The sequence below is a fragment of the Pedobacter foliorum genome (genome assembly GCF_013266735.1).
Classification (GTDB): Bacteria; Bacteroidota; Bacteroidia; order Sphingobacteriales; family Sphingobacteriaceae; genus Pedobacter; species Pedobacter foliorum.
The window spans coordinates 108,074-130,063 of record NZ_JABSNU010000008.1 but is presented as its reverse complement, the minus strand read 5'-3'; the positions used below and the strand labels follow the sequence as shown (position 1 = coordinate 130,063).

Genomic DNA, 21,990 nt, shown 5'->3' with positions numbered 1-21,990 from the left:
AAAGATGAAAACAAAGTATTTTCTGGCAATTGATTGAAATCAAGAATTTCGAATTCTGCTAAGCGTTTCAGGAGTCATCCTTAAATAAGAAGCGATATACTTTAGGGGAATATGCTGAAACAGATTTGGGCTTCTTTCCAGTACGCGCTTTAACCGCTCAGTTGGCGATACGGTAAGCAAATCGACCTCCCTTTCCATTTGCTGGCTAATTACTGTTTCGAGTAGATGGTTGTATCCAATTAGGCTTTCAATATCCTGATTCACTATCTCCTGCACCTTTTCTTTAGATATCACCAACAATGTAGTTTTTCTAATCGCCTCCACATAAAATTCAGAGGGACTTGCCTTAAAATAGGAAGACAGAGAATTGATTATTGAACCTTCAAAGCCAAAACGAATGGATTGCTCCTCATATTCTGATAGTAGAAATACTCGGATAGCCCCGGATTCTACATAATACAGGTTCTTCTCTACCTCTCCTTCTTTAAGTATAAAATCACCTTTAGAATAGGTTCGTTTACTTCCGACAGTTTTTAACGAATTAATTAAGTTTAGAGTAAAGGTTTGTTCACTTGTCATGAGGGCAATTCAAATAGCTAATCCAAGATACAAATTAGTGAATATCTACAATGATTTACAAGCAATAATCGGATATTGAATTGCCCATGCAATGCCTGAACAACTCAATATCCGATTATTTCTTAATGCTCGTGCTCACCCTCATGTACTGGGTGTAACTCAAATTTCAAGTCCAGATCATTTGCTCCGGCAAACTTAGCAGCAAAATTTACATCATTCCAGTTTGCTGCCGTTACGCTGGCTTTTACTCCAGGGTTAAGATGACGAAGCACATAGCGAAAAGTAAACCCGGTTTCTGTATGCTCATCAACCGTTAAATATCCGGTAACACCAACATTTATTTTCTTATTTTCTTTATCCCTATCGGCATAAGCATAAGTTAAAATGCCATCAGGGGCTCCTAAGATAAACGCCTGATGGATATTGTGTTTTTCAAGGAATTCCTGCTGCATTTCGCGATTTGCAAAATCAAATGACCTAAGTGTTAGTTTGTAAGTTTTACCTTCAATCAGATGAAGATGCGTACCTACCGGCGGTAATCCTTTACTATCAAAAGTAATACTGGTTGGCTTTGCTTCAGCAATAGGGTTGTAATGATAATGATCCCCGTGGGCTTCCCGCTCAACTTCAAGAAAAGTGAGTTCTGCCTTGCCAATCTCTTCTTCCGGCACTTCTGGCTTTGGATCTTTCTTACAGGCGTTAAATGTGATAGCGATAAGCCCTACTAAAACGACTAAAGAGTAATTGCGTAATTTGTTCATGTTGTAAAGTATTATATGTTAATTGATAAGATTAATTCGATTAAAATTTATAGGCCAGACGTATGGTAATGTTCCTCCCCATATCGTGTGTGTAATACCTATAGCGATTCATGTATTCTTTGTAAAGGCTATTAAATAAGTTGTCGACACTGAGACTGAAAACCAGCTCCTGCCCCCCAATTTTCATCGCTGTTCCACCTGAAAGCTGAAAAAGGTGATAAGCTCCGGGAGGAGCCGCATAGTCACTTTCCGGCTCATAACGCGTTTGCCGACGGACGAAACTATGACCCGCTTGTAACCAGGTGTCGTCAAAATTTTTTAATTGAAAATCGAGGCGAATACCCTGATCTACCCTATCGGATGGGATATAAGGCAGGTATTTACGATTGTCCAAGTCTCGCGCTCTGATTAATGCGGCATTAATTTTATAGGAAAGCACCTCAGAAAAGTGATAAGTCCCAAAGAAATCTGCCCCAAAAAACGAAGCATTAGTTTGTTTATACCTGAATATAGGATAGATACCACTTACTGTTTGTTTAAAGGTTTTATCCGGCTCAGAATAGATGTAATTGTTAATATATTGAGCGTAAGCATCGAGCGTAAAATTTAGTTTCTGTTTATAGTACTTTAAAGAGTTAACCCATTTATACCCCTGCTCTGTTTTAATATTTGGGTCTCCTATTTCGTACAATCCAGCCCCATGATGGAGACCATTGCTAAACAGTTCATTTGCTGTAGGTGCTCTCCAGGCTAACCCCAAATTACTTCCCAGTTGCCATTGTTTATCAATTTTCCAAAACGTCCCAAATGATCCAGTAACATTATGAAACTTACTCTGTCCTCCATAATACTGCTCCCCATCACTACCATATCTATATCCCGCAGCATCAAATAATTTGAAGTCATAGCGCAGTCCTCCCTCAAACTCGAAGTTATCTTTTACCCAGCGCTGTATAAAAAAAACACCTCCCGTAAAGCCATCATAGTTTGGTATGAAAGTATTGGCTAACGTTCCGGGGATATTATTATTCACCTGTACAATCCCATTAAATCCATACAGACGCTTTGATCTGCTTGTTTCTTGCTTTTCAAAAACCAGATCCAGTGTATGGGTATTCAAAACCAGGTCTGTAATAGGAAGTGCTTCCCTATCACCCCCTTCTGAAATCATATTCTTTTCGCTGATTCTTTTGAAAACCATAAGTAATAGCTAAAGACTGTTGATTACTGAAATCATAATGAGCTTTTACTTTAAACAAATCATGAACAACCTTTTGGCGTGGCGCAGTAATGTCATAGGAAAATCCATAATTCTCCAACGGCCTGCCAATTGCAATTCGGGCGTCGATATCTTCCTTCGTACCTACGTGTGCACTATATAAAATACCCAGTTCAGTACCAAAGCGACTACAGTAAACTTCATAATTAGCTTTACCGGTACGGTATCCCGCCGCTGCGGAATAATTTAACTCCCTGACTCCGGTATTTCCAAGATAATAATCAGCAGAATGTACATTACCGAACCTTTTAAGAGTCCCTTGCATTCGCCAGCCAAAACCCGGTAATGATTTTAATCCGCCATTTAGCATAGCAGATGAAGCTCCTGATCTTCCGTTTGATCCACCGATAAAGTTAAGTCCTCCGGAAATACCTCCAGAAGTCGGTAAAGTAGGTGGTTCAACAATAATAACACCTCCAATTGCCTCCGCACCATACCTTACAGACTCGGCTCCTTTGATTACATGAATTCTTTTGGCGAGAAAAGGATCTATCTCCGGAGCATGCTCTAATCCCCATTGTTGGGCCTCGAGCCTGATCCCATTATTGAGAATCAGTATTCTGTTGCCATGCATCCCTTCTATGACAGGTTTGGAAATGGTGGACCCGGTTTTTAATATGCTTACACCTGGGATTTCTTTAATGGTTTCTGCCAATCCGGAACCTTTGGTTTGCTGAAGTTGCTTTTCTGATAACGTTACAGAAATACTGGTCCGGCTAACAGGTTTTCCTTTCTCTACAATACCTACTTCCTTTAGTTTAATAGTTTTAGCCTGCGTTTTAACAGTGCTATCCAACCTCACAGAATCCTCCTGAGCATAAACATTTGAGATCAATAAAAAAGTAAGGGCAATCAATAAAAGTATGCTTCTCTTCATAAAGGCCGACTAAAGAACACTTTCAAATGGATTTTCGAATTTCTCTCCCTGCCAGTAGCAGATTAGTTCTTTATGATTCAACAAGCAAGAAGTCAGCTCATGGTTTAGACGATCTTTATCCATATCCTGCCCAATAAGAACAAGCTCGTTTAAGCGATCTCCGAACCCCATATCCCACCTGCTTTCAATCTCTTTTCGGTTTTCCTGGTAATCTGTATAAGTAAGTCGTTCCTGCAATGACATACTTGCCCACCAATTGCCTGCATTTTCTATTTTAAGAGAACCACCGGCCTGTGAAAAGTTGAGTGCATAATCAGGTAAAGCAGCAATCCAGAACAGACCTTTTGTTCTTAGAATGTTATTAGGAAAATCTTCATTTAAATAGTTCCACAAACGCTCGGGATGAAATGGTCTGACTGAACGAAATACCGTACTACTAATTCCATACTCCTCGGTTTCAGACTCATGTCCCTCATTTAATTCCTTAATCCAGCCTGCCCCTTGCGAGGCTGCTTCAAAATCAAACAACCCGGTATTGAGGATTTCCTTAAGGTCTATTTTACTATATGTACTTTCTATCTGTTTTGCAGAGGGGTTAAGCCTTCTGATCACGGCCCTTAGCAGCTTCAGATCTTCTTCGCTAACCAGGTCAGTTTTGTTGAGGATAATCACATTAGCAAACTCTATCTGGTCTGTTAACAGATTTACTATAGTCCGTCCATCAGCCTGATCATCAACCCAGTCCCTATCCGTCAACATTTCATTAGTACCGAAGTCCTTTTTAAAATTATGACAATCCACTACAGTCACCATGGTGTCTAGTCTGCTGAATTGACTAAGATCTATACCGAGATTTTCATCAACATAATTAAAAGTCTGAGCTACCGGAATTGGCTCAGATATCCCTGTGCTTTCAATAATCAGGTAATCAAAGCGATCCTCTTTGGCTAGTTTTTCCACTTCAGCAATCAGGTCCTCCCTTAAGGTGCAGCAAATGCATCCATTACTCATTTCCACAAGCCGCTCTTCAGTTCTCGACAACTTGTGCTCGTTCTGAACAGTTCTGGCATCGATATTAATCTCACTCATATCATTTACGATCAGTGCGACTTTTAAATCCTCTTTATTATTAAGGATATGATTTAATAAAGTGGTTTTACCGCTACCAAGAAAGCCACTTAGAACGGTTACTGGTAATTTTCTTTGTTTCTCAAATGCAATCATGTTGCAAATATATTTCATTATTTATCACAAATGCAACTAAATTGCGTTTATATTTGCAAGCACGATTTAAACACTGAGAGAACAATACATTTAAACAACATGAAGCACTTTATTAAATCCGAAAAATTAGATCAACTAGGAATGACAGCCTCCTTAGCCTGCGCAGTTCATTGTGCAGTTTTGCCTTTCGTGCTTACCGCACTCCCCCTATTTGGCCTAAACTTTTTAGCCCATAGCTGGGTAGAGCTTGTTATGATAGGCTTATCGCTCATCATAGGTGTGTACTCATTGAGTACCTCCTACCCTAAACACAAAAAACTATTGCCCATAATGGTATTAGCAACAGGGTTTGGATTGATAGCAATCGGACATCATTTAATAGAAAGTATAGAAGCCATATTGATCCCAATGGGTGGTTTTACCATTGCCGGAGCGCATTACATAAACTGGAAATACAGTCGCACTTGCAGCCACAAGTAAAATTGAGGTTAACGGGCAGTAGCAATTACTTTACATGAATACTTTTTTGCAATGAAATTGCATTTACTAACTTTACAAACGACGCGGATGATGAACAAAAAGCTGATATTTGGTGCGTTTCTGCTTTTTATAAGCATGATAAACCCAGGTTGCAAACATGATAAAGTAAATGGCAAACAACTTTACATGAACTATTTAAAAAGCCACATTAAAATAAGGAAATAAGTATGATTGCATTAAATGCAGTATCTCATAACTATCAGAACGGCCACAAGATTGGCTTTAAAGACTGGCAGGTTGATGATGGATCTCAATGGCTGCTGCTCGGTGCGTCCGGAAGCGGCAAAACTACATTGCTTCATATTTTAACGGGCATTTTGAAGCCTCAGCAAGGTAGTGTTATAATTGATGGCACTTCTATTTATGATTTATCATCAAAAGATCTGGATCAGTTTAGAGGCAGGAATATTGGTATTATTTTCCAACGTCCTCACCTGATAAAAAGCCTTAGCATAAAGGAAAACCTGGTTATGGCACAAAGCTTTGCCAATCTTCCTACCGACTTAAATCGGGTAAAGGAAGTATTAACCTCTTTAGGCATAGCCGATAAAAAGAATGCTTATCCAAGCGAATTGAGTCATGGACAATTACAACGCGTATCTATTGCAAGGGCGGTAATTAACAGACCTACCCTACTGATTGCTGATGAACCAACATCAAGTCTGGATGATAAAAATGCTGCAGCAGTGCTGGAGCTTTTAATAGATCAATCAGGCATTAATCAGGCTACACTTATTGTGGCTACGCACGACAAAAGAGTTAAGGATGCATTTACAAATACTTACGAACTATCATGAGTCCTTTAAAAATAAGCTGGAAAAGCATATGGTCTAAACCATTGTCATCAGCACTAAACATTATGCTGATTGCCTTTGGAACGGGTATATTAACCATATTACTACTTGCCTCAACACAAATTAGCGATAAGCTGGAAAACAATTCGAAGGACATAGATTTGGTAGTTGGAGCCAAAGGCAGTCCCCTACAGCTTATATTGAGCAGCATCTATTACATCGATTTCCCTACTGGCAATATCCCATTGAAAGAAGCTCAAGAACTTGCCAGGAGCCCTTTTGTTAAAAAGGCGGTACCTTTGGCATTAGGAGATAATTACAACGGGGTTCGCATTGTGGGTACCGATAGAAATTTTGTTGGCATCTATAAGCTTAAAGTTAAAGAGGGTAAGTTCTGGCAAAATGATTTTGAAACCACTATTGGAACCTCAGTTGCTGAAAACCTAAAACTTAAAATAGGTGATACTTTTTATGGTGCACATGGCCTTACGGGCAGCACTGATGTTCATAAAACGCATGCCTACAAAGTCGCAGGTATTTTAGCACCGCAAGGAAATGTAACAGACAATCTGATATTAACCAATATATCAAGCGTTTGGAAAATGCACGATCATGAAGAAGAGAAAGCGCATAATCATGATGAAAAAAGTGAAGCTCCAGAAATTGAAAACAAAGAAATCACCTCTTTACTAATTCAGTACCGTTCGCCAATGTCGGTGGTGATGTTTCCACGGATGGTAAATGAATCTACAAATATGCAGGCTGCTTCACCAGCTCAGGAAAGCACAAGGTTATTTTCTTTAATAGGTGTTGGAGTAGATACTTTACAATGGTTTGCTGTACTTATTATGTTTATTGCAGCGATAAGTGTATTTGTGAATCTATACAATTCATTAAAGGAAAGAAGTTATGACCTGGCCATTATGCGTACGCTGGGTGCATCCAGAGGCAAGTTGTTTCTAATTGTAATTGCAGAAGGCATTATGCTGACTTTAGCGGGCACAATAATTGGAATAGTATTGGGTCATTTGGCATTACAATTTATAGGCAGTAATCAAGAAAGCAGTCAGGCCCGATTATCCGGACTCATTTTTCTGGGTGAAGAAGCATATTTATTTGTTGCCGGACTTGCTATTGGTATATTTGCTGCTATCATACCTGCTGTACAGGCTTACAGATCGAACATTTCTAAAATATTATCAAAGAATTAAAACACAATATCATGATAAAAAACATTGTTCTTGCCTTATTGCTTTTTACTGGTCTCGCGGTTAAGGCACAACACAATCCTGATGATCAGGTGATGTCCGACAATTGGGATGTTATTGGTAGTGTGGATTTTAAAATCGTTAAGGACACAGAGATGTTTGCGATTTATAATAACAACATCAAGAAATTTGCGAATAAGCCATTTGAGTTGGAAGGATACATCGTTCCTATTAAAGACGGGATGAAACAAACCAGGTTCATGCTATCTACTTTACCCATTAATCAGTGCTATTTCTGTGGAAAAAATGGAGTTCCAATTATGGTATTGGTAGAGCTGACAGAACCAATAAAATTCACGTACCAAACCATAACGGTTAAAGGAACTTTAAAATTGAATACCGGTAATGCAATGGATAATCCTCCAATTGTATTAACTGCTGCCAAACCTATATAAATCGACAAAAGATGATAGATCCGGCCAACATATTAAGAACACATGATTTAAAACACACCAAACAAAGGGTGCGTGTACTAGAGGAAATTGCTTTGGATACTGCTGCTATTTCGCAACCTGAGCTTGAAAAAAAACTGGGTAAAGAGATAGATCGCGTTACCTTATACAGGATACTGAATACTTACGAAGACAAGGGGATTCTTCACAGGATAATGGATATGAACGGGACTGCTAATTATGCAATCTGCTCGGCTTCCTGTACGGAACATCACCACCATGATGAACACGTCCACTTTAACTGTACAACCTGCTTTAAAATTTATTGTTTAGAGGTTAATGTGCCAAGGATTAAAATGCCTAATGGCTTTACTGCAACTACTGTGACCTCAACGGCCTACGGTATTTGCGAAAAGTGCAACAGCAGCGCTATACATTAAAAAACCCCTTACCTTATTTTTCGACATCCGGATCCGATTTCTGAATCCAGGGAGAAAAATAAGGTAAGGGGCTTTTAAGCTATTAGCTATTAATGACCTGAATGACCATCAGCACCATGTGCATGACCATGACTCAATTCTTCTTCGGTTGCCTCACGTACAGTTAAAATTTTACCAGCAAAGATTAAGTTTTTACCAGCCATTGGGTGGTTCAAATTAACGGTGATAATATCTTCATGAACACCAGTAACACCAGCTCTGAAGTGGTTACCTTGATTATCTTGTAATGGAATAACATCACCTACAGCAGGTAAGTCAACATCTTTAAACATATCTTTTGGCAAGTCAGCAAAAGCACCCGGATCTAATTCACCGTAACCATCAGCAGCACTAAGCTCAAAGCTATATTCATCTCCAACATTTAGACCATCTAAATGCTCTTCAAATTTTGGCAACATCATTCCTGTACCATAAAGAAATACTAATGCATTTTGCTCATCTGCTTTCTCTACAAAAACTTGTTGTCCTTCTTCATTAGTCGTATGCAATTCGTACGTTAATGATACTACTGTATTGGGTTTAATACTCATTATGATGTTATTTTAGTTATCAATTGTAATGCTTCATCAACGGTAGTTACCGGCAACTGGCATGCTTTATTTCGGCAAATATAGATTTTTGTTTCAATGCTTTGCTTATCTTTTAACAAAGGTAAGGTTGAATTTGTTCCTGCCAATGTAATTTTATTAGGGATGTAATGTGTATTCAACTCCTTTTTTACCTCAGCTGCATTACTGCCTGTTATCGCAATCTCATTAATTCCATGCACTTCATTAAGCAATTGAATTGCCCAGTTTGAATATGCCGAACCATATGTTTTTATTTGCGGATGCACAGACGTAAGCATTGCGGAAGCCTTCTCTATATATCGTTCTTCATCAAACAACAGCCCTAAAAGATGTAAATTTTGTGCCATAACTGAATTTGAGGATGGAACAACATTATCCATTATTTCGTGCTTACGGGCAATTAAAACTTCGCCACTTGCAGAGGTATAAAACAACATCGGACTATCCGGATCTTCAAAATTTGCAAGCACATAATCAGCTAATTGTTTAGCCTTATTAAGCCAGCGCTCATCAGAATCGCATTGATAAAGTGCAATTAAGGCGTCAATAAACAAAGCATAATCATCTAAAAAGCCCGGAATAGTTACCTTTCCGTTCTTAAAATTACGGTACAAGCCTCCATCCAGAGTACGTAAATTAGTTAGAATAAAATCGGCTGCTCTTTTTGCCAATTCATAATAATGTGGAACAGCTAATATACCTGAGCTTTCAGCTAAGCCTTTTATAGCCATTGCATTCCAGGAGGTAAGGCATTTATCATCTAATCCTGGTCGCACTCTTTTGCTACGAACTTCCAATAACTTCGCTTTTGCGTCCTTTATTTTTTGCTGAAGCTCCATTACAGTTATTCCTTTTACATCAGCATATTCTTCTTCCGTAAATTTCCTCAACAGGATGTTGGTTTCTTCGTCCTCCCAGTTTCCAGATTCTGTAACGTTATAATAATTTGCCAGTAAGTGTGCACCCTCTCCTACCACAGCATCAAATTCTTCTTTATCCCATATATAAAACTTACCTTCTACACCCTCACTATCGGCATCCAGAGCAGAGTAAAACAAGCCTTCCGGCGAGGTCATTTCTCTTTCCAGCCACTCGATCGTCTCCACTACCACATCTCTAAATAATAAGTGCTTAGAGTATTGATAGGCTTCGGCATATAGACTTATCAGCTGACCGTTATCATAAAGCATTTTTTCAAAATGAGGAACATGCCATCTTCCATCAACTGAGTATCTGGCAAAGCCTCCTCCAATATGATCATAAATACCGCCAAGTGCCATTTTTTCAAGTGTCAGCATGGTAGATACATGAGTAGCGTCGTCTTGCATCAGTCGACTATACCTTAGCATAAACTGCCAGTTATTTGGCAATGGAAACTTTGGAGCACGGTTATAACCACCGTCGGCCATATCAAAATGCCTTTTCCAGGGCTCTATAATTTCAGCTAAATGAGCTTTGGTATATCCATCAACCCTAACATTAGGAATAACCTTCTCTGAATTACGGATTCCATCGGTAAGTCGATCAGCATATTGATGCGCCTTCTCCGGTTCATGAGCCCACAAATTAGCAACGCTCAATAAAACACTAATCCAATCGTCCTTTTTAAAATAGGTGCCACCATAAATTGGTCTTTGATCTGGCAAACAAATACAGTTTAACGGCCAACCACCACTACCTGTCATTAATTGTATGGCCATCATGTAAATCTGATCAATATCAGGGCGCTCTTCCCTATCCACTTTTATGCACACAAAATGCTGATTCATTACCTCGGCAACTTCGTGTTTTTCAAAACTCTCGCGCTCCATAACATGACACCAGTGGCATGCTGAATAGCCTATACTAACCAATATTAATTTATTTTCATTTTTAGCCTTTTGCAAAGCTTCCTCTCCCCACTCGTACCAATTTACGGGGTTGTAGGCATGCTGCAATAAGTAAGGTGATGAGGCTTTAATTAAATTATTGGGTTCCAAGTTCATACTATAAAGGTAAAAAGATAAGTTGTACTTTTATAGTATACCTCTGACAACATGAAGATTACTCACACCGAAATTTATCGTTTCAGCATACCAACAGAGCCATTTACAATTGCTACAGGCACTATGTATTTCGCTCAGAATGTACTTATTAAAATATATACAAGCAACAATATCTGCGGAATTGGAGAATGCTCTGCCTTTCCAATGATTGTTGGCGAAAGTCAGGATACCTGCCTTGCAATGGCAAAGGAATTTGCGACGATACTTAGAGGTAAAAACCCGCTGGAAATCCCCGATAGAATGAATGAACTTTTGGGATATGCTGCTCACAACAGCACCATCAAAAGTGCATTTGACATGGCTTTATTTGACATTGCCGCCAAACATGACAAACAACCACTCTATAAATTCCTGGGTGGCGAGAAACGGACTGTAGAAACAGACATGACGATAGGTATCGATTCACCAGAAAACATGGCTGCAGCTGCAATAGGCTTTAAAGCCAGAGGCTGTAATATCATCAAGATAAAACTTGGCAAAGATGTGCACAGCGACATAGACCGGGTAAGGTTAATCAGGCAAGCCGTGGGTACCGAGACAATACTCAGACTAGATGCAAACCAAGGATGGAGTTTTGATGATGCTTTATTTGCACTTGATGCAATGGGGGATTTAGACATCCAATTTTGCGAACAACCTATGCGCACCTGGTTTGACGATAAATTATCAGAGCTAAAAGCAAACTCTCCCATTAAGATAATGGCTGATGAAAGTTGCTACAACCATCACGATGCCCGCAAACTTATAAACAGCGGTTCAACAGATTATTTGAACATAAAGTTCTCCAAATCAGGAGGAATACTCGAGGCGCAAAAAATTCACGAAATAGCATTGCAAACCGGCACAAAATGTATGATTGGTGGGATGTTGGAAAGTAGAATAGGAATTAGTGCAAATATGCATTTTGCCTTGGCAAGCCCGAATGTAGTATTCTTTGATCTGGATTCCTGCTTGCTTGGTCACCTCATTGATCCCGTAATTGGGGGTATCACTTACAATGGATTTCATGTAGATGTCCCAGACACTCCAGGAATCGGAGCAGATGCTGATCCTAAATTCCTGAAAACCTGCGAAAAATGGGTAGTGTAAAAACAACTAATTGGATTAAAATCGTCATTCTGAATTTATTTCAAAATCTCGCACAAGTAAGGCTTTCTTTCTCTTGAGGGATTCTGAAATAAATTCAGAATGACAGATTGTTTTTTAAACACTCTGCTAATGCGTTCGTCATGCCGCCGAAGGGCGGTATCTCACACTAGTAAGGTTTTCTTTCTCTTGCGAGGTCCTGAAATAAATTCAGGATGACGACCGAGTATACAAAATTGTCATTACTACTTTTTTGTATTTTTTCTAATGCTAGGCTCTCAGAATGACAACGAACATATCATATCTTATTGGCTTTTCTTCTTGAAAAGACCATTAATCTTATCAGCAATAGCGTTTTTAGCTTTTTCAGTTGCTTGTGCCTTTATCGTATCAACCTTAGCTTGTGCAACCGCTTTAATTTCTTCTTTCTTCTCCGCAACAACCTGATTAACGGCATCTTTTGCGCCTGCTTTTGTATCTCCTGCACCATATTTAAGGCTAATGGTAGGTTTTAAAATCGTTCCACCCAACACCGCATTCACCTTAATCGTTTCACTCATAGCCACATTAGTTCCTGCTTTACTATTCAATTTTGCAATGAAAGCATTTGCAGTTTCATTTGCCTTTGCACCCAACATAGCTCTAGGCACATTTAAGCCCAATTGATAATCCATACTCTGATCCAAACCATTTGAACCCTGAACATTCATTAAAACACCTTCCTTTTTAATATCAAAAGGCGCAACATTTAAACGGCCATCTTTAATTTTAAACTTGGTTAATACATTGTTTAACTCCAGTTTTTTAAATTTATCAGAACTTAAAGCAGAAGCCAGTTTATTTAATGGCTCAAATCCATCAAGCACTGCTTGAATAATATTAGTTAATCCTTCAGCATTTATAGAAGAATAAACAGGCATCATATTCTGATCAAGATCCGAATTGAATTTTAAATTAGTAGAGAATACTCCCTTAGCAAATTTGGCAACCGGTGCCAATAATTTTACAGTATTAAAGGCTGTGAAAGCCTTTTGGATGTCCATTTTCTCTATCCCAAAATCCACATCAACCTTTGGTTTTTTTGGGTCTATTGTTGCGTATGAACCGTTCATTTTTACTGTACCATCAAGCATGTTCATGCCCATATCTTTAAAGTATATGGTCTTATTTTTAACTTCCAAAGCACCCTTTGCATTAGTAATGTCGTAATTATCATACAAAACACGACCTGCTTTTGCAGTCATGTCAAAATCGATATTACCAGGCACTTCAAATACAGACAATTTCGAATCGCTCTTTTTCTCTGTTTCAGCAGCACTTTTTGGCCCCATCAACTCGTTTACATCAATTAAATTTGATGAAACATTAAATGTTCCCTGTAATGCCTGATTCTTTTTAAAGAAATAGCTTAAGTAATTATTAACGGTACCATTGGCTGTAAAATCACTCTTGCCAACTTTAGCCGTCAGATTACTTAGGTTAATATTCTTAGGGCTAAAGGTCATTTTTGCAGAAGGCACACTAACTGGCATTGGCACATTTTTACCCGCATAATTGAAATTGCTTGCTACCATTTGTCCTGAAGCTTTAAAAGCCTCATACTGTCCTTTATCAATTGATGACTTACGACCTGCAGCCTGTACATCTGCATCCAAAATCCCGCTTAATGTCATATCCTTCATCGGGAAAATAGCAGTTAGTTGTTTTAAATCAAGCTTTCCTTTAAGTGCTAAATCCACAAAAGGATCAGTAGTCGGATTTTTCAACAACAACCTTCCATCAATAGGCGCCTGACCAAACTCCATGTGAAATGCAGGTACATTTACAACGGTATGATCCATTACTCCATCAGGATTACTGATCTGAGATTTAACTTGTATGTTGTTAATTGCAGATGGCAATGAAGGATATTTTATCTTACCATTTTCTATAGAAAGATTAACATTAAATGCAGGTAACGACTTCTCATTATAAGTACCCTTTGCATTTCCGTCCATTGCAAATTTACCAGTTGCATCCATGTCCTTAAAGTTGCTTGCATAGATTGCAGGGATCAAAGAAAGGAAGTTTTTAAGCTCCGATTGCTTTGCATCAAACTTAAAGTCCATAACAATATCCTTGTCGTTTGGCATTGCCAGATACCCTACTGCTGACAACAACAATTCATTCAGTTTAATTTTATTCTCAGCAAAAGTGAACTTCATATTCTTCATGTCAATATCAAGAGGAAGATCAGCATCAAGCTTTACTTTATTCAAATACGGGATACCTCCATATTTAACTGTTAACTTTTCTATATCAGACTGGGTTTTAAGGGTAAACAAATCTTGTGTAAAATCCCCTGTACCAGTATGGTTTAAATTATCCATTTCCATGAAGAAACCTAAAGAAGCATCATCATAAATAATCTTACCTTTTTCAATTGCATATTTCTGCAAGGCTACTTTAAAAGCCGTTTTAGCAGTATCAGTTCCGGCAACAATGCTATCTTTCTTTGCAATATCCCAGTTAGCCTGCCCACTTTTCAGGACCTTTGCCAAAATTCTTGGTTCTTCAAGGTTAATTGACTTTATTTCATAGGTTTCTCCCTTAATCACACTCATTAAATTCACATTCAATTGAAGTTGTTTAATGTTTGCCAATGTGTCCTTAGCAAAACTATCAATACCTAAAACAGTTAGGTTGTTGATCTTTATTCCCATGTTAGGGAACGAACTGATCAAGGTTAAGTCCAGATCCTTAAAATCTACTTTAGCGTTTACGCTCTCGTTAATTGACGATTTAATCTTTGCATCAATCTCCTTTTTAAAGAATAAAGGAATAGCGGCCGCAGCAGCAAACAGAACAACGAATAAACCTATAACAACAATTGATATCTTTTTAAGCATGTATAAAATTATTAAAACATCTGCATAGCAATAAACACACCAAAGTATTACGGATTAATAATTAATACTATTTTCAATTAAACCATTCTTATATTTATGTCTCTATAACTCTAGAATAATAAAAATTGTATATGAAAAAATTAATCTTTACAGCGATACTATTCATCAGTATGGGTACTATGGCATTTGCACAACAAGGTGATAAAAAGGTAAAAAAGACACCTGAAGAAAAAGCCCAGTTTGCAACTGAGGAGTTAACTAAAAAGCTATCGCTAACTGCCGATCAAAAAACAAAAGTACAGGCAATTAATATGGAGAGTTTTAAAAAAATAAAGGACAGCAATCCTAAAGGAGAAAAGAAAGACAAAGCTGCTATAAAAGCCGTTAAAGATGAAAGAGACACTAAAATAAATGCTGTCTTAAATGATACTCAGCGCAAAGCTTACAAAGAATTTAAAGCTGAAAAGAAAGCAGATAAAAAAGACGCCAAGAAAAAAACTGAATAAAATAAAGGAAATTATGAGAGCAATTAATCCCTGGATCAACTTCAATGGCAATGCTGAAGAAGCATTCACTTTTTACAAATCAGTTTTTGGCGGCGAGTTTACAAAAATCATCCGTTTTAAAGACTTATCAGGCCCCGAGTTTGAGGTACCCGAAGATGAGGCAAATAAAATAATGTACATCGGCTTGCCGCTTGGCAAAAACAACGTGTTAATAGCCAACGATGTTCCCGGATTTTTGGGGCGCGTAAGCGAAAATGAAAACCGATCTAAAATACACGTGAATGCCGAAAGCCGTGAAGAAGCAGATAAAATATTTAACGGATTATCAGCAGGCGGAGAAGTGGAAGGGGCCATCGGCGACAGTCCATGGGGTACCTATGCCGGAATGTTCAGGGATAAATATGGCATTGAATGGATTGTAGAGTGTTAACTTTGCTGCATGAATAAAGAAATTGCAGTCATTTTTGACATGGACGGCGTAATATGTCATACCAACCCTTATCACTCCCTTGCTTTCCGTGAGTTTTTTTCGACAAGAAGCCTAGCCCCTACAGATGAAGAATTTGCACAACACATGTTTGGCAAGTCGAACAGCTATATCTTAAGTCATTTCTTAAAGAGAAAAATTGAAGGCGAAGAACTACTACAATTAGAACAAGAAAAAGAAGGTCTTTTCAGAAAAATATATGAGCCGCATGTAGAACCTATTGATGGTCTTGTTCAATTCATCAATGATCTAAAAAATAATGGCGCAAAAATCGGAGTTGCCACATCAGCCCCATATGCCAATCTCGAACTGATACTTAGCAAAGTGCCCATCAGAGAAACACTAGGTTCAATAATGGCTAGTGAAGATGTAAAAAAGCACAAGCCTGATCCTGAAGTTTACCTTACTTCTGCAAAAAACCTTGGGGTATCTCCTAACCGGTGTATTGTATTTGAGGATTCATTTTCAGGAATTTCAGCAGCTTTAAACGCAGGTATGAAAGTAGTAGGCGTACTTACTTCACATACCAAAGAAGAACTTCCGCCCTGCGACCATTATATACATGACTATAAAGGTTTATCTTATGATACGATAAGCAAGCTGATTACAAATTAGGGCTACTTTTTAATGGTAATGCTTCGTCCGGTTACAAGAATAAACTTATAAATCCGGTATAGGCCGTCATCAGTAATCTCAATTTTCTCTACCAATCCGGTTTTACTAAATGTATCGGTAACCAGGTTACCAATTTTAACATCTTGTAATACACTTGATGGTGTCTCGTTATTTAATCTAATCATGGCACAAACAATACGAAATTAAGAACCAAAGGTACTTCTAAAATGTTATTTTACCGTTAACCAAATATACAGATTGAAGCTTGTCGCAAACGACCCCTAAAATTGACCTTTTCGCACCGCTTAGCTCCCATCTGTATTCTATAAATTTGTTTAACAACCAAAACAATTTTTGACCTTACATAAAACTTAGAAAACATGGCTAAAATGAATCCTTATTTAAACTTCGACGGAAAAACTGAAGAAGCTTTTAATTTTTACAAATCTGTTTTTGGCGGAGAATTTAGCGCCGTTCATAGAATGACTGAAGCACCCGAAGCTTCGCAACTACCAGAAAATGAAAGAAACGGAATTATGCATATCTCCTTGCCCATTGATGGACATACGACATTGATGGCTTCAGATATCCTTCCTTCTTGCGGACATGTACTAAACGAAGGAAACAATATTCAAATCTCACTTCATCCTGAGAGCAGAGAAGAAACTGAGCGTCTTTTTAATGGATTATCATCAGGAGGAAAAGTTGAAATGCCTCTTGAAGATACTTTCTGGGGTGCTTATTTTGGAAGTTTTAAAGACAAATTCGGCATCCAATGGATGGTAAATTTTGAACAAAGCCAAAAATAAGATATCGAAATGTGCGAGTTAGAAAAAATGCCTGATGAACGATTTCATCAGGCATTTTTATTACAATTACTGTTTTGCTGGTTCAGTTGCCTGTTCAGGGGCTTTACCTATTAACTCCATAAACTGATCCAATTTAGGGGTTATAATAATCTGAGTACGTCTGTTTCTTGCCTTACCATCCGGTGAATCATTTCCTGCAATCGGATTATACTCACCTCTACCACCTGCCGTTAAACGTTTCGGATCAACTCCATAATTGTTCTGTAATGATTGAACAACTGAAGATGCCCTTAAAGCACTTAGATCCCAGTTATTACGAATATTTGGTTGCGAGATAGGCACATTATCTGTGTTACCTTCAATCAACACATCATAACTTTGGTAATCTTTAATGATTTTGGCAATCTTACTTAGTGTCTCCCCTGCTTTATCCGAAATCTCGTAGCTACCAGACTTATAGAGCATATTATCTGATAAAGAGATATAAACTACTCCCTTAAGCACTTTTACATCCACATCTCTCATTTCATCCCTGCTCAATGAACGAGTAAGGTTGTTGGTTAACACCAAATTAAGTGAATCACTTGTGTTTTTAGTATTCACAAGATGCTGGATGTATTTATTAGAGGCATTAATCTCATCCACCAATTTAGAAATGTTTACATTCCCTTGGCTGGTAGAACTCAAGCATTTGTCGAGCGCCGACTGTAATGAAGCTGAATTTGCCTTTTCAGATGCGATTTGCTCTTCTAAACTTTTTACTCTTGTTGATGATCCGGAAAGATCCTGCTGACTGGTTTGATATTTCTGATTCAAATCCTTAGTCTTTTCCTTCAACTGATCATAATTAGATTGGAGATCGTTATACTTTTTGTTACTTACACAGCCTTGGGTTAGTACGGCCGCGACTAGTACTACTGGTATTAAACTGGAAAATTTCATAATCCTATTAATTTGTTAGTCAAAAGATCAAAGCTGCAATCTCTATGCCATTAAGGAAAACTGTATATTTATTCCATGCAAAAAAGAAGTATCTTCTTACTTTTAATCACGCTATCTATATTTCTATCAGGAAAAGCTGAGTCGTATAAATATGCCTTGAATGAGAATATAAAATTTGAAAGTAAGGTTGAAGAAGCTTTAAAATATTCGAAAACTCATAAAATGAATACTTCCTATTGCATTATGGTTGACATGAGTATACATTCTGGCAAAAACCGCCTTTTCGTTTATGATTTCAAGAAAAAAGAGGTAGTTATTAAAGGTGTTTGTGCACATGGAAATGGTGGGGGCAGTTCAGCAAACAAACCGGTTTACAGCAATAAAATCGGGAGTAATTGCACTTCACTCGGTAAATATAAACTAGGCAAAAGAGCATATAGCAACTGGGGTATTAATGTTCATTACAAAATGCATGGTCTTGAAAAAACAAACAGCAATGCTTTTAAGAGGATCGTAGTGTTACATTCTTACACACACGTCCCTGCCTTTGAAAGTTATCCTCTCCCAGTATTTAATGTGAGTTATGGTTGTCCGGTAATTGCAAATGCAACTATGCGCAAAATAGATGAGCTAATTAAATCAGGGCAAAAAGATATGTTACTATGGATTTATGAATAAGGTTCGTTATCAACTACAAGAACTTTACAAAATCCTTTGGATATTCAACAAAACCTTGCCTTAAATAAAACCTGTGTGCATCTGTTCGCCTTGCATTGCTATGGACCAGAATTCGCTTACATTTCCTTTCAACAGCCAATGAGGTGCAATACTCTTCCAGCTCTTTACCAATTCCCAGGCTTCTCGAATTATCATCTACAATAAAGAAGCTAATTACTGCATAATCAGCTTCAAAAGCTATCTGAGGAATGAAATGAAGGGAAACAAAGCCAAGTACTTCTTCATTCAGTTCATAAACGATATCGAAATGATCAGTCAACTTAGATAGCTCGCCTAGCCTTTTAGCAATAAACCCATCGTCTGTAGGGTAGCCAAGCTGTTCCAATAAAACCTGAATAGCCGCGGCGTCCTTAAGTTCTGCTTCTCTGATGTTCATTACCTTAGTAGATTTAAATTTTGATGTAAATCTCCCTTTTATCCATGAGATAACCAACAAACCAGCAAAGCATCATAAAACTCACCGCAAAAACCAGTGTACCGAAAGCACCTGGAAATAACGGCTGATAAATAACATTGTTGATCCAATTATAAAAACTGACACCAGGTTTCACCCATATCAACTGAAAAATCACCAATAATAGTTCCGACAAAAGATAGATAGCCAGTGAGTTTCTGCCGAATACAAGAAAAAAGTTATTTCCCCATTTAATCTTCTTAATCTCCACAGCGTAAATGAGAACGGCTATAATAACCAGGTCTAAACCTATAGTAAGCAACACAAATGAACTGGTCCAAAGTTTTTTAGCTATTGGAAAAAATTGACCCCAAAATAAGGAACCAAAAATCAACAATGCACCAACAAGAAGTAATTTAGCAACTGATTCGTAATTCCTTCCTTTTTGCTGAATATACGCTCCTGCGAGGTAACCACCTATTACATTCACAATACCCGTTAATGTACTTAATAACCCTTCCGGATCAAATGCAATCGGCCCTCCTTTATCATGATAAAGATGCGCATCACCCAGAATGAAGATATCCAAACGAGTACCGGCATTGCCAAGCATAGTATATTCTTGACCTTGCTCTCCAAATAACAATAAAAACAGCCAATACCCGAAAAGAAGAATTATTGAAATGATCAAAGCTGATTTCTTTGAACAATAATGAACAATTAAAGACCCAAATAAATAACAAAGAGCAATGCGTTGTAACACTCCCATAATGCGGGTATTACTGATCGAGTTAAACACCCATTCGCCATTATCCCTGTGCATAAAAGGGAACCAATACATCAAATAACCTAACAAAAAGATGATTGCAGATCGTTTGAATACTTTAAACAGGAAGCTACTGTCGCTCTCAAATTTCTTTTTAGAAAAGCTCAAAGCATTTCCAACAGCAAATAGAAATGATGGAAAAACCAAATCGGTTGGTGTAAAACCAAACCATGCCGCATGATCTAAAGGAGCCCATTGCGTTGCTCCGGAACCTGGGGAATTTACAATGATCATGAAACAGATGGTCATCCCTCTGAAAATATCCAGGGTAGTGAATCTTTCTTGCATAAAAGAGTCGTATAATTTTAGAATATATTTACTCATCGTCATCCTGACCTCGAAGAAGCTGCGAAGCAAATTTATTTCAGGATGACGATGAGTAGAACTAGTAGTTTACATTTTGCTTTAACACACCATTACTTTTATCAATCTCAACCTGAGGAATCGGATAATAATAATGCTTTGGTCTGATAAAGGTCACTGTTTTCCCTTGATCAACGGGAGCTTTTGACTTAGCCAGATTATATATTGCAGCAATATCAACTAAATTCTTTTTATCCCATCTCATTAAATCCTGATGCCTTTCGCCCTCTCCTGCCAATTCCACACGTCTTTCATGGATCAATTCTGTCATACCTGCATTTACCACCGGAGGTAATAATAACGAAGCTCTGCGTCTCACCTGGTTAATCAAAGCATCTCCGGCTCCGGCTCCCTGTGTACGGATTTTTGCTTCGGCAACTAAAAGATAGATATCTGAAGAGCGCATTAATGGTACTGCGTAATTATGATCTACACCATTTCCTTCTGAAGAACCGGCGGGGAAAAATACCGCGTACTTTCTAAAACTAAAACCAGTAGATGATAAATCCGATGTAAACTCAGTCAGACCTTTACCATCACCTAAATCCACCTTATCTCCGACACTTAATAGCGTAGCAGATTTACGTGAATCATTTGCTTCAAATTCATCCGCAAGCCCTTTAAGTGGTTGACTAAATCCATAACCACCCCAAGCTCTTGGAATGTAATAGACAGTATAATCATTAGAAAGAATATTTTGAAGTCCTTGTACTGACATTAGAACTTCCGTACTGTTCTTATTCGCTCTGGTAAAGTTTTCCTGATAAGTTGTTGCCAAAGCATATTTACTGTTGCTAATTAATTTCTCACCGGTAGTGATTGCTTCAGGTAGTTTTTCCCAATACATATACAGCTTAGTTAGCAATCCTAAGGCTGTACCTTTACTTACCCTTCCAAAATCCGAACCACCATAACTCTCCGGCAACAAGTCTATTGCCTTTAAAAGATCTGTTTCAATTTGTTTACGAACCTCTTCAGTAGACGATTTTGGAAGGTTAAAGTTACTTTTAGCATAATTCTCCTCACTAACTATAGGTACATCACCATAAATTACCATTAACCGCCAGTAGCCGAAAGCTCTGAAAAAATAGGCTTCTCCCATACTGCGATCTTTTATCGACGGGGTGATACTAGTAATTTTCGGAATATTGATAATCGCATTTGTTGAACGATTAACCATCTCGTATTTATAAGTCCAGCTAAAATTCACCTGTGCGTTTGAAGCATTATAAGTTAAATTTTCTATCGCCTCATCCTCAGCATGGTCACCTGAGCGCCAATAATCATCCGACGCAACATCAAATGTTGTCTCAGCATGAGAAATGTAATCTTCCTGTGCCAATAGATTGTAAATACCGGAAATGGTATTTATTGCATCTGTTTCGTTCCTAAAATAGTTACCTGTATTGTAAACACCTTTTTGAGTAAGGTCCAGATTTTTCTTACATGCAGTGGAAACCGCCACCATAAATAAGCATGTACATATTATATATTTTGTTTTCATGGAG

At 38.0% G+C, this 21,990-nt stretch carries 24 protein-coding genes; 11 read left to right on the top strand and 13 right to left on the bottom strand.

The features are described from left to right. Positions 1-39: 39 nt before the first annotated feature. The 5 genes from HQN83_RS16655 to HQN83_RS16635 form a co-directional block, all read right to left on the bottom strand. On the bottom strand, positions 40-579 hold the full coding sequence (locus tag HQN83_RS16655; protein WP_173091457.1) for a Crp/Fnr family transcriptional regulator: 540 nt from the start codon (positions 577-579) through the stop codon (positions 40-42). Between the two features lie 122 nt (positions 580-701). Beyond that, the gene (locus HQN83_RS16650) at positions 702-1,340 is read right to left on the bottom strand and encodes a hypothetical protein (protein ID WP_173091456.1); all 639 of its coding nucleotides are present in this window, start codon (positions 1,338-1,340) and stop codon (positions 702-704) included. 40 nt (positions 1,341-1,380) lie between these two features. Continuing rightward, on the bottom strand, positions 1,381-2,541 hold the full coding sequence (locus HQN83_RS16645) for a TonB-dependent receptor domain-containing protein (RefSeq protein WP_173091455.1): 1,161 nt from the start codon (positions 2,539-2,541) through the stop codon (positions 1,381-1,383). Further along, a complete protein-coding gene (locus HQN83_RS16640) occupies positions 2,492-3,496 on the bottom strand; it encodes a TonB-dependent receptor plug domain-containing protein (protein ID WP_173091454.1) in 1,005 nt (334 codons plus the stop codon). Before HQN83_RS16640 ends, HQN83_RS16645 begins: the two co-directional genes overlap by 50 nt. Before the next feature lie 9 nt (positions 3,497-3,505). Then, positions 3,506-4,738 (bottom strand): GTP-binding protein, encoded by a 1,233-nt coding sequence (locus HQN83_RS16635; protein WP_246254530.1) that lies wholly within the window; start codon positions 4,736-4,738, stop codon positions 3,506-3,508. A gap of 81 nt (positions 4,739-4,819) precedes the next feature. On the opposite strand from HQN83_RS16635, the gene HQN83_RS16630 reads away from it, so the two are divergent. The 5 genes from HQN83_RS16630 (at position 4,820) to HQN83_RS16610 (ending at position 8,154) form a co-directional block, all read left to right on the top strand. Further along, positions 4,820-5,200, top strand: coding sequence for a MerC domain-containing protein (locus tag HQN83_RS16630; protein WP_173091453.1), 381 nt, complete (start codon positions 4,820-4,822; stop codon positions 5,198-5,200). A 227-nt stretch (positions 5,201-5,427) separates the two neighbouring features. Then, on the top strand, positions 5,428-6,057 hold the full coding sequence (locus tag HQN83_RS16625) for an ABC transporter ATP-binding protein (RefSeq protein WP_173091452.1): 630 nt from the start codon (positions 5,428-5,430) through the stop codon (positions 6,055-6,057). Continuing rightward, positions 6,054-7,265: an ABC transporter permease gene (locus HQN83_RS16620; RefSeq protein ID WP_173091451.1), complete on the top strand. Its 1,212-nt coding sequence runs from the start codon at positions 6,054-6,056 to the stop codon at positions 7,263-7,265. The genes HQN83_RS16625 and HQN83_RS16620 overlap by 4 nt, the downstream gene beginning before the upstream one ends. Before the next feature lie 11 nt (positions 7,266-7,276). Next, positions 7,277-7,717, top strand: a complete 441-nt coding sequence (locus tag HQN83_RS16615) for a hypothetical protein (RefSeq protein ID WP_173091450.1) — start codon at positions 7,277-7,279, stop codon at positions 7,715-7,717. Positions 7,718-7,728: 11 nt separating this feature from the next. After that, positions 7,729-8,154 carry a Fur family transcriptional regulator gene (locus HQN83_RS16610; RefSeq protein WP_173091449.1) on the top strand — a complete coding sequence of 142 codons (426 nt, stop codon included), beginning with the start codon at positions 7,729-7,731 and terminating at the stop codon, positions 8,152-8,154. An 89-nt stretch (positions 8,155-8,243) separates the two neighbouring features. On the opposite strand, the gene HQN83_RS16605 is transcribed toward HQN83_RS16610, so the two are convergent. Beyond that, positions 8,244-8,744 (bottom strand): FKBP-type peptidyl-prolyl cis-trans isomerase, encoded by a 501-nt coding sequence (locus HQN83_RS16605; RefSeq protein WP_173091448.1) that lies wholly within the window; start codon positions 8,742-8,744, stop codon positions 8,244-8,246. After that, the gene (locus HQN83_RS16600) at positions 8,744-10,768 is read right to left on the bottom strand and encodes a thioredoxin domain-containing protein (protein ID WP_173091447.1); all 2,025 of its coding nucleotides are present in this window, start codon (positions 10,766-10,768) and stop codon (positions 8,744-8,746) included. The genes HQN83_RS16605 and HQN83_RS16600 overlap by 1 nt, the downstream gene beginning before the upstream one ends. Before the next feature lie 51 nt (positions 10,769-10,819). Here HQN83_RS16600 and HQN83_RS16595 point away from each other — a divergent pair, with 51 nt between their 5' ends. Then, positions 10,820-11,917, top strand: a complete 1,098-nt coding sequence (locus HQN83_RS16595) for a mandelate racemase/muconate lactonizing enzyme family protein (RefSeq protein WP_173091446.1) — start codon at positions 10,820-10,822, stop codon at positions 11,915-11,917. A 302-nt stretch (positions 11,918-12,219) separates the two neighbouring features. On the opposite strand, the gene HQN83_RS16590 is transcribed toward HQN83_RS16595, so the two are convergent. Next, positions 12,220-14,802, bottom strand: a complete 2,583-nt coding sequence (locus HQN83_RS16590; protein WP_173091445.1) for an AsmA-like C-terminal region-containing protein — start codon at positions 14,800-14,802, stop codon at positions 12,220-12,222. Positions 14,803-14,933: 131 nt separating this feature from the next. Between HQN83_RS16590 and HQN83_RS16585 the strand changes: the two genes are divergently transcribed. Genes HQN83_RS16585 through HQN83_RS16575 form a run of 3 tightly spaced genes read left to right on the top strand, consistent with a single transcriptional unit; the run spans position 14,934 to position 16,410 of the window. Next, on the top strand, positions 14,934-15,308 hold the full coding sequence (locus tag HQN83_RS16585; protein WP_173091444.1) for a hypothetical protein: 375 nt from the start codon (positions 14,934-14,936) through the stop codon (positions 15,306-15,308). A gap of 13 nt (positions 15,309-15,321) precedes the next feature. Next, positions 15,322-15,738, top strand: a complete 417-nt coding sequence (locus tag HQN83_RS16580) for a VOC family protein (RefSeq protein ID WP_173091443.1) — start codon at positions 15,322-15,324, stop codon at positions 15,736-15,738. A gap of 9 nt (positions 15,739-15,747) precedes the next feature. Continuing rightward, positions 15,748-16,410 carry an HAD family hydrolase gene (locus HQN83_RS16575; protein ID WP_173091442.1) on the top strand — a complete coding sequence of 221 codons (663 nt, stop codon included), beginning with the start codon at positions 15,748-15,750 and terminating at the stop codon, positions 16,408-16,410. A 2-nt stretch (positions 16,411-16,412) separates the two neighbouring features. On the opposite strand, the gene HQN83_RS16570 is transcribed toward HQN83_RS16575, so the two are convergent. Then, positions 16,413-16,595, bottom strand: a complete 183-nt coding sequence (locus HQN83_RS16570; RefSeq protein WP_173091441.1) for a hypothetical protein — start codon at positions 16,593-16,595, stop codon at positions 16,413-16,415. Between the two features lie 195 nt (positions 16,596-16,790). On the opposite strand from HQN83_RS16570, the gene HQN83_RS16565 reads away from it, so the two are divergent. Next, the gene (locus HQN83_RS16565) at positions 16,791-17,219 is read left to right on the top strand and encodes a VOC family protein (protein ID WP_173091440.1); all 429 of its coding nucleotides are present in this window, start codon (positions 16,791-16,793) and stop codon (positions 17,217-17,219) included. Between the two features lie 66 nt (positions 17,220-17,285). On the opposite strand, the gene HQN83_RS16560 is transcribed toward HQN83_RS16565, so the two are convergent. Continuing rightward, a complete protein-coding gene (locus tag HQN83_RS16560) occupies positions 17,286-18,161 on the bottom strand; it encodes an OmpA family protein (protein ID WP_173091439.1) in 876 nt (291 codons plus the stop codon). A gap of 75 nt (positions 18,162-18,236) precedes the next feature. On the opposite strand from HQN83_RS16560, the gene HQN83_RS16555 reads away from it, so the two are divergent. Beyond that, a complete protein-coding gene (locus HQN83_RS16555) occupies positions 18,237-18,839 on the top strand; it encodes a murein L,D-transpeptidase catalytic domain-containing protein (protein ID WP_173091438.1) in 603 nt (200 codons plus the stop codon). Between the two features lie 13 nt (positions 18,840-18,852). Here HQN83_RS16555 and HQN83_RS16550 read toward each other — a convergent pair whose 3' ends face one another. The 3 genes from HQN83_RS16550 to HQN83_RS16540 all read right to left on the bottom strand — a co-directional run bounded on the left by HQN83_RS16550 (position 18,853) and on the right by HQN83_RS16540 (position 21,986). Next, positions 18,853-19,275, bottom strand: a complete 423-nt coding sequence (locus HQN83_RS16550) for a GNAT family N-acetyltransferase (RefSeq protein ID WP_173091437.1) — start codon at positions 19,273-19,275, stop codon at positions 18,853-18,855. Positions 19,276-19,288: 13 nt separating this feature from the next. Continuing rightward, positions 19,289-20,407, bottom strand: coding sequence for an acyltransferase family protein (locus HQN83_RS16545; protein WP_173091436.1), 1,119 nt, complete (start codon positions 20,405-20,407; stop codon positions 19,289-19,291). A gap of 97 nt (positions 20,408-20,504) precedes the next feature. Continuing rightward, on the bottom strand, positions 20,505-21,986 hold the full coding sequence (locus tag HQN83_RS16540) for a RagB/SusD family nutrient uptake outer membrane protein (protein WP_173091435.1): 1,482 nt from the start codon (positions 21,984-21,986) through the stop codon (positions 20,505-20,507). Between the last annotated feature and the right edge of the window lie 4 nt (positions 21,987-21,990).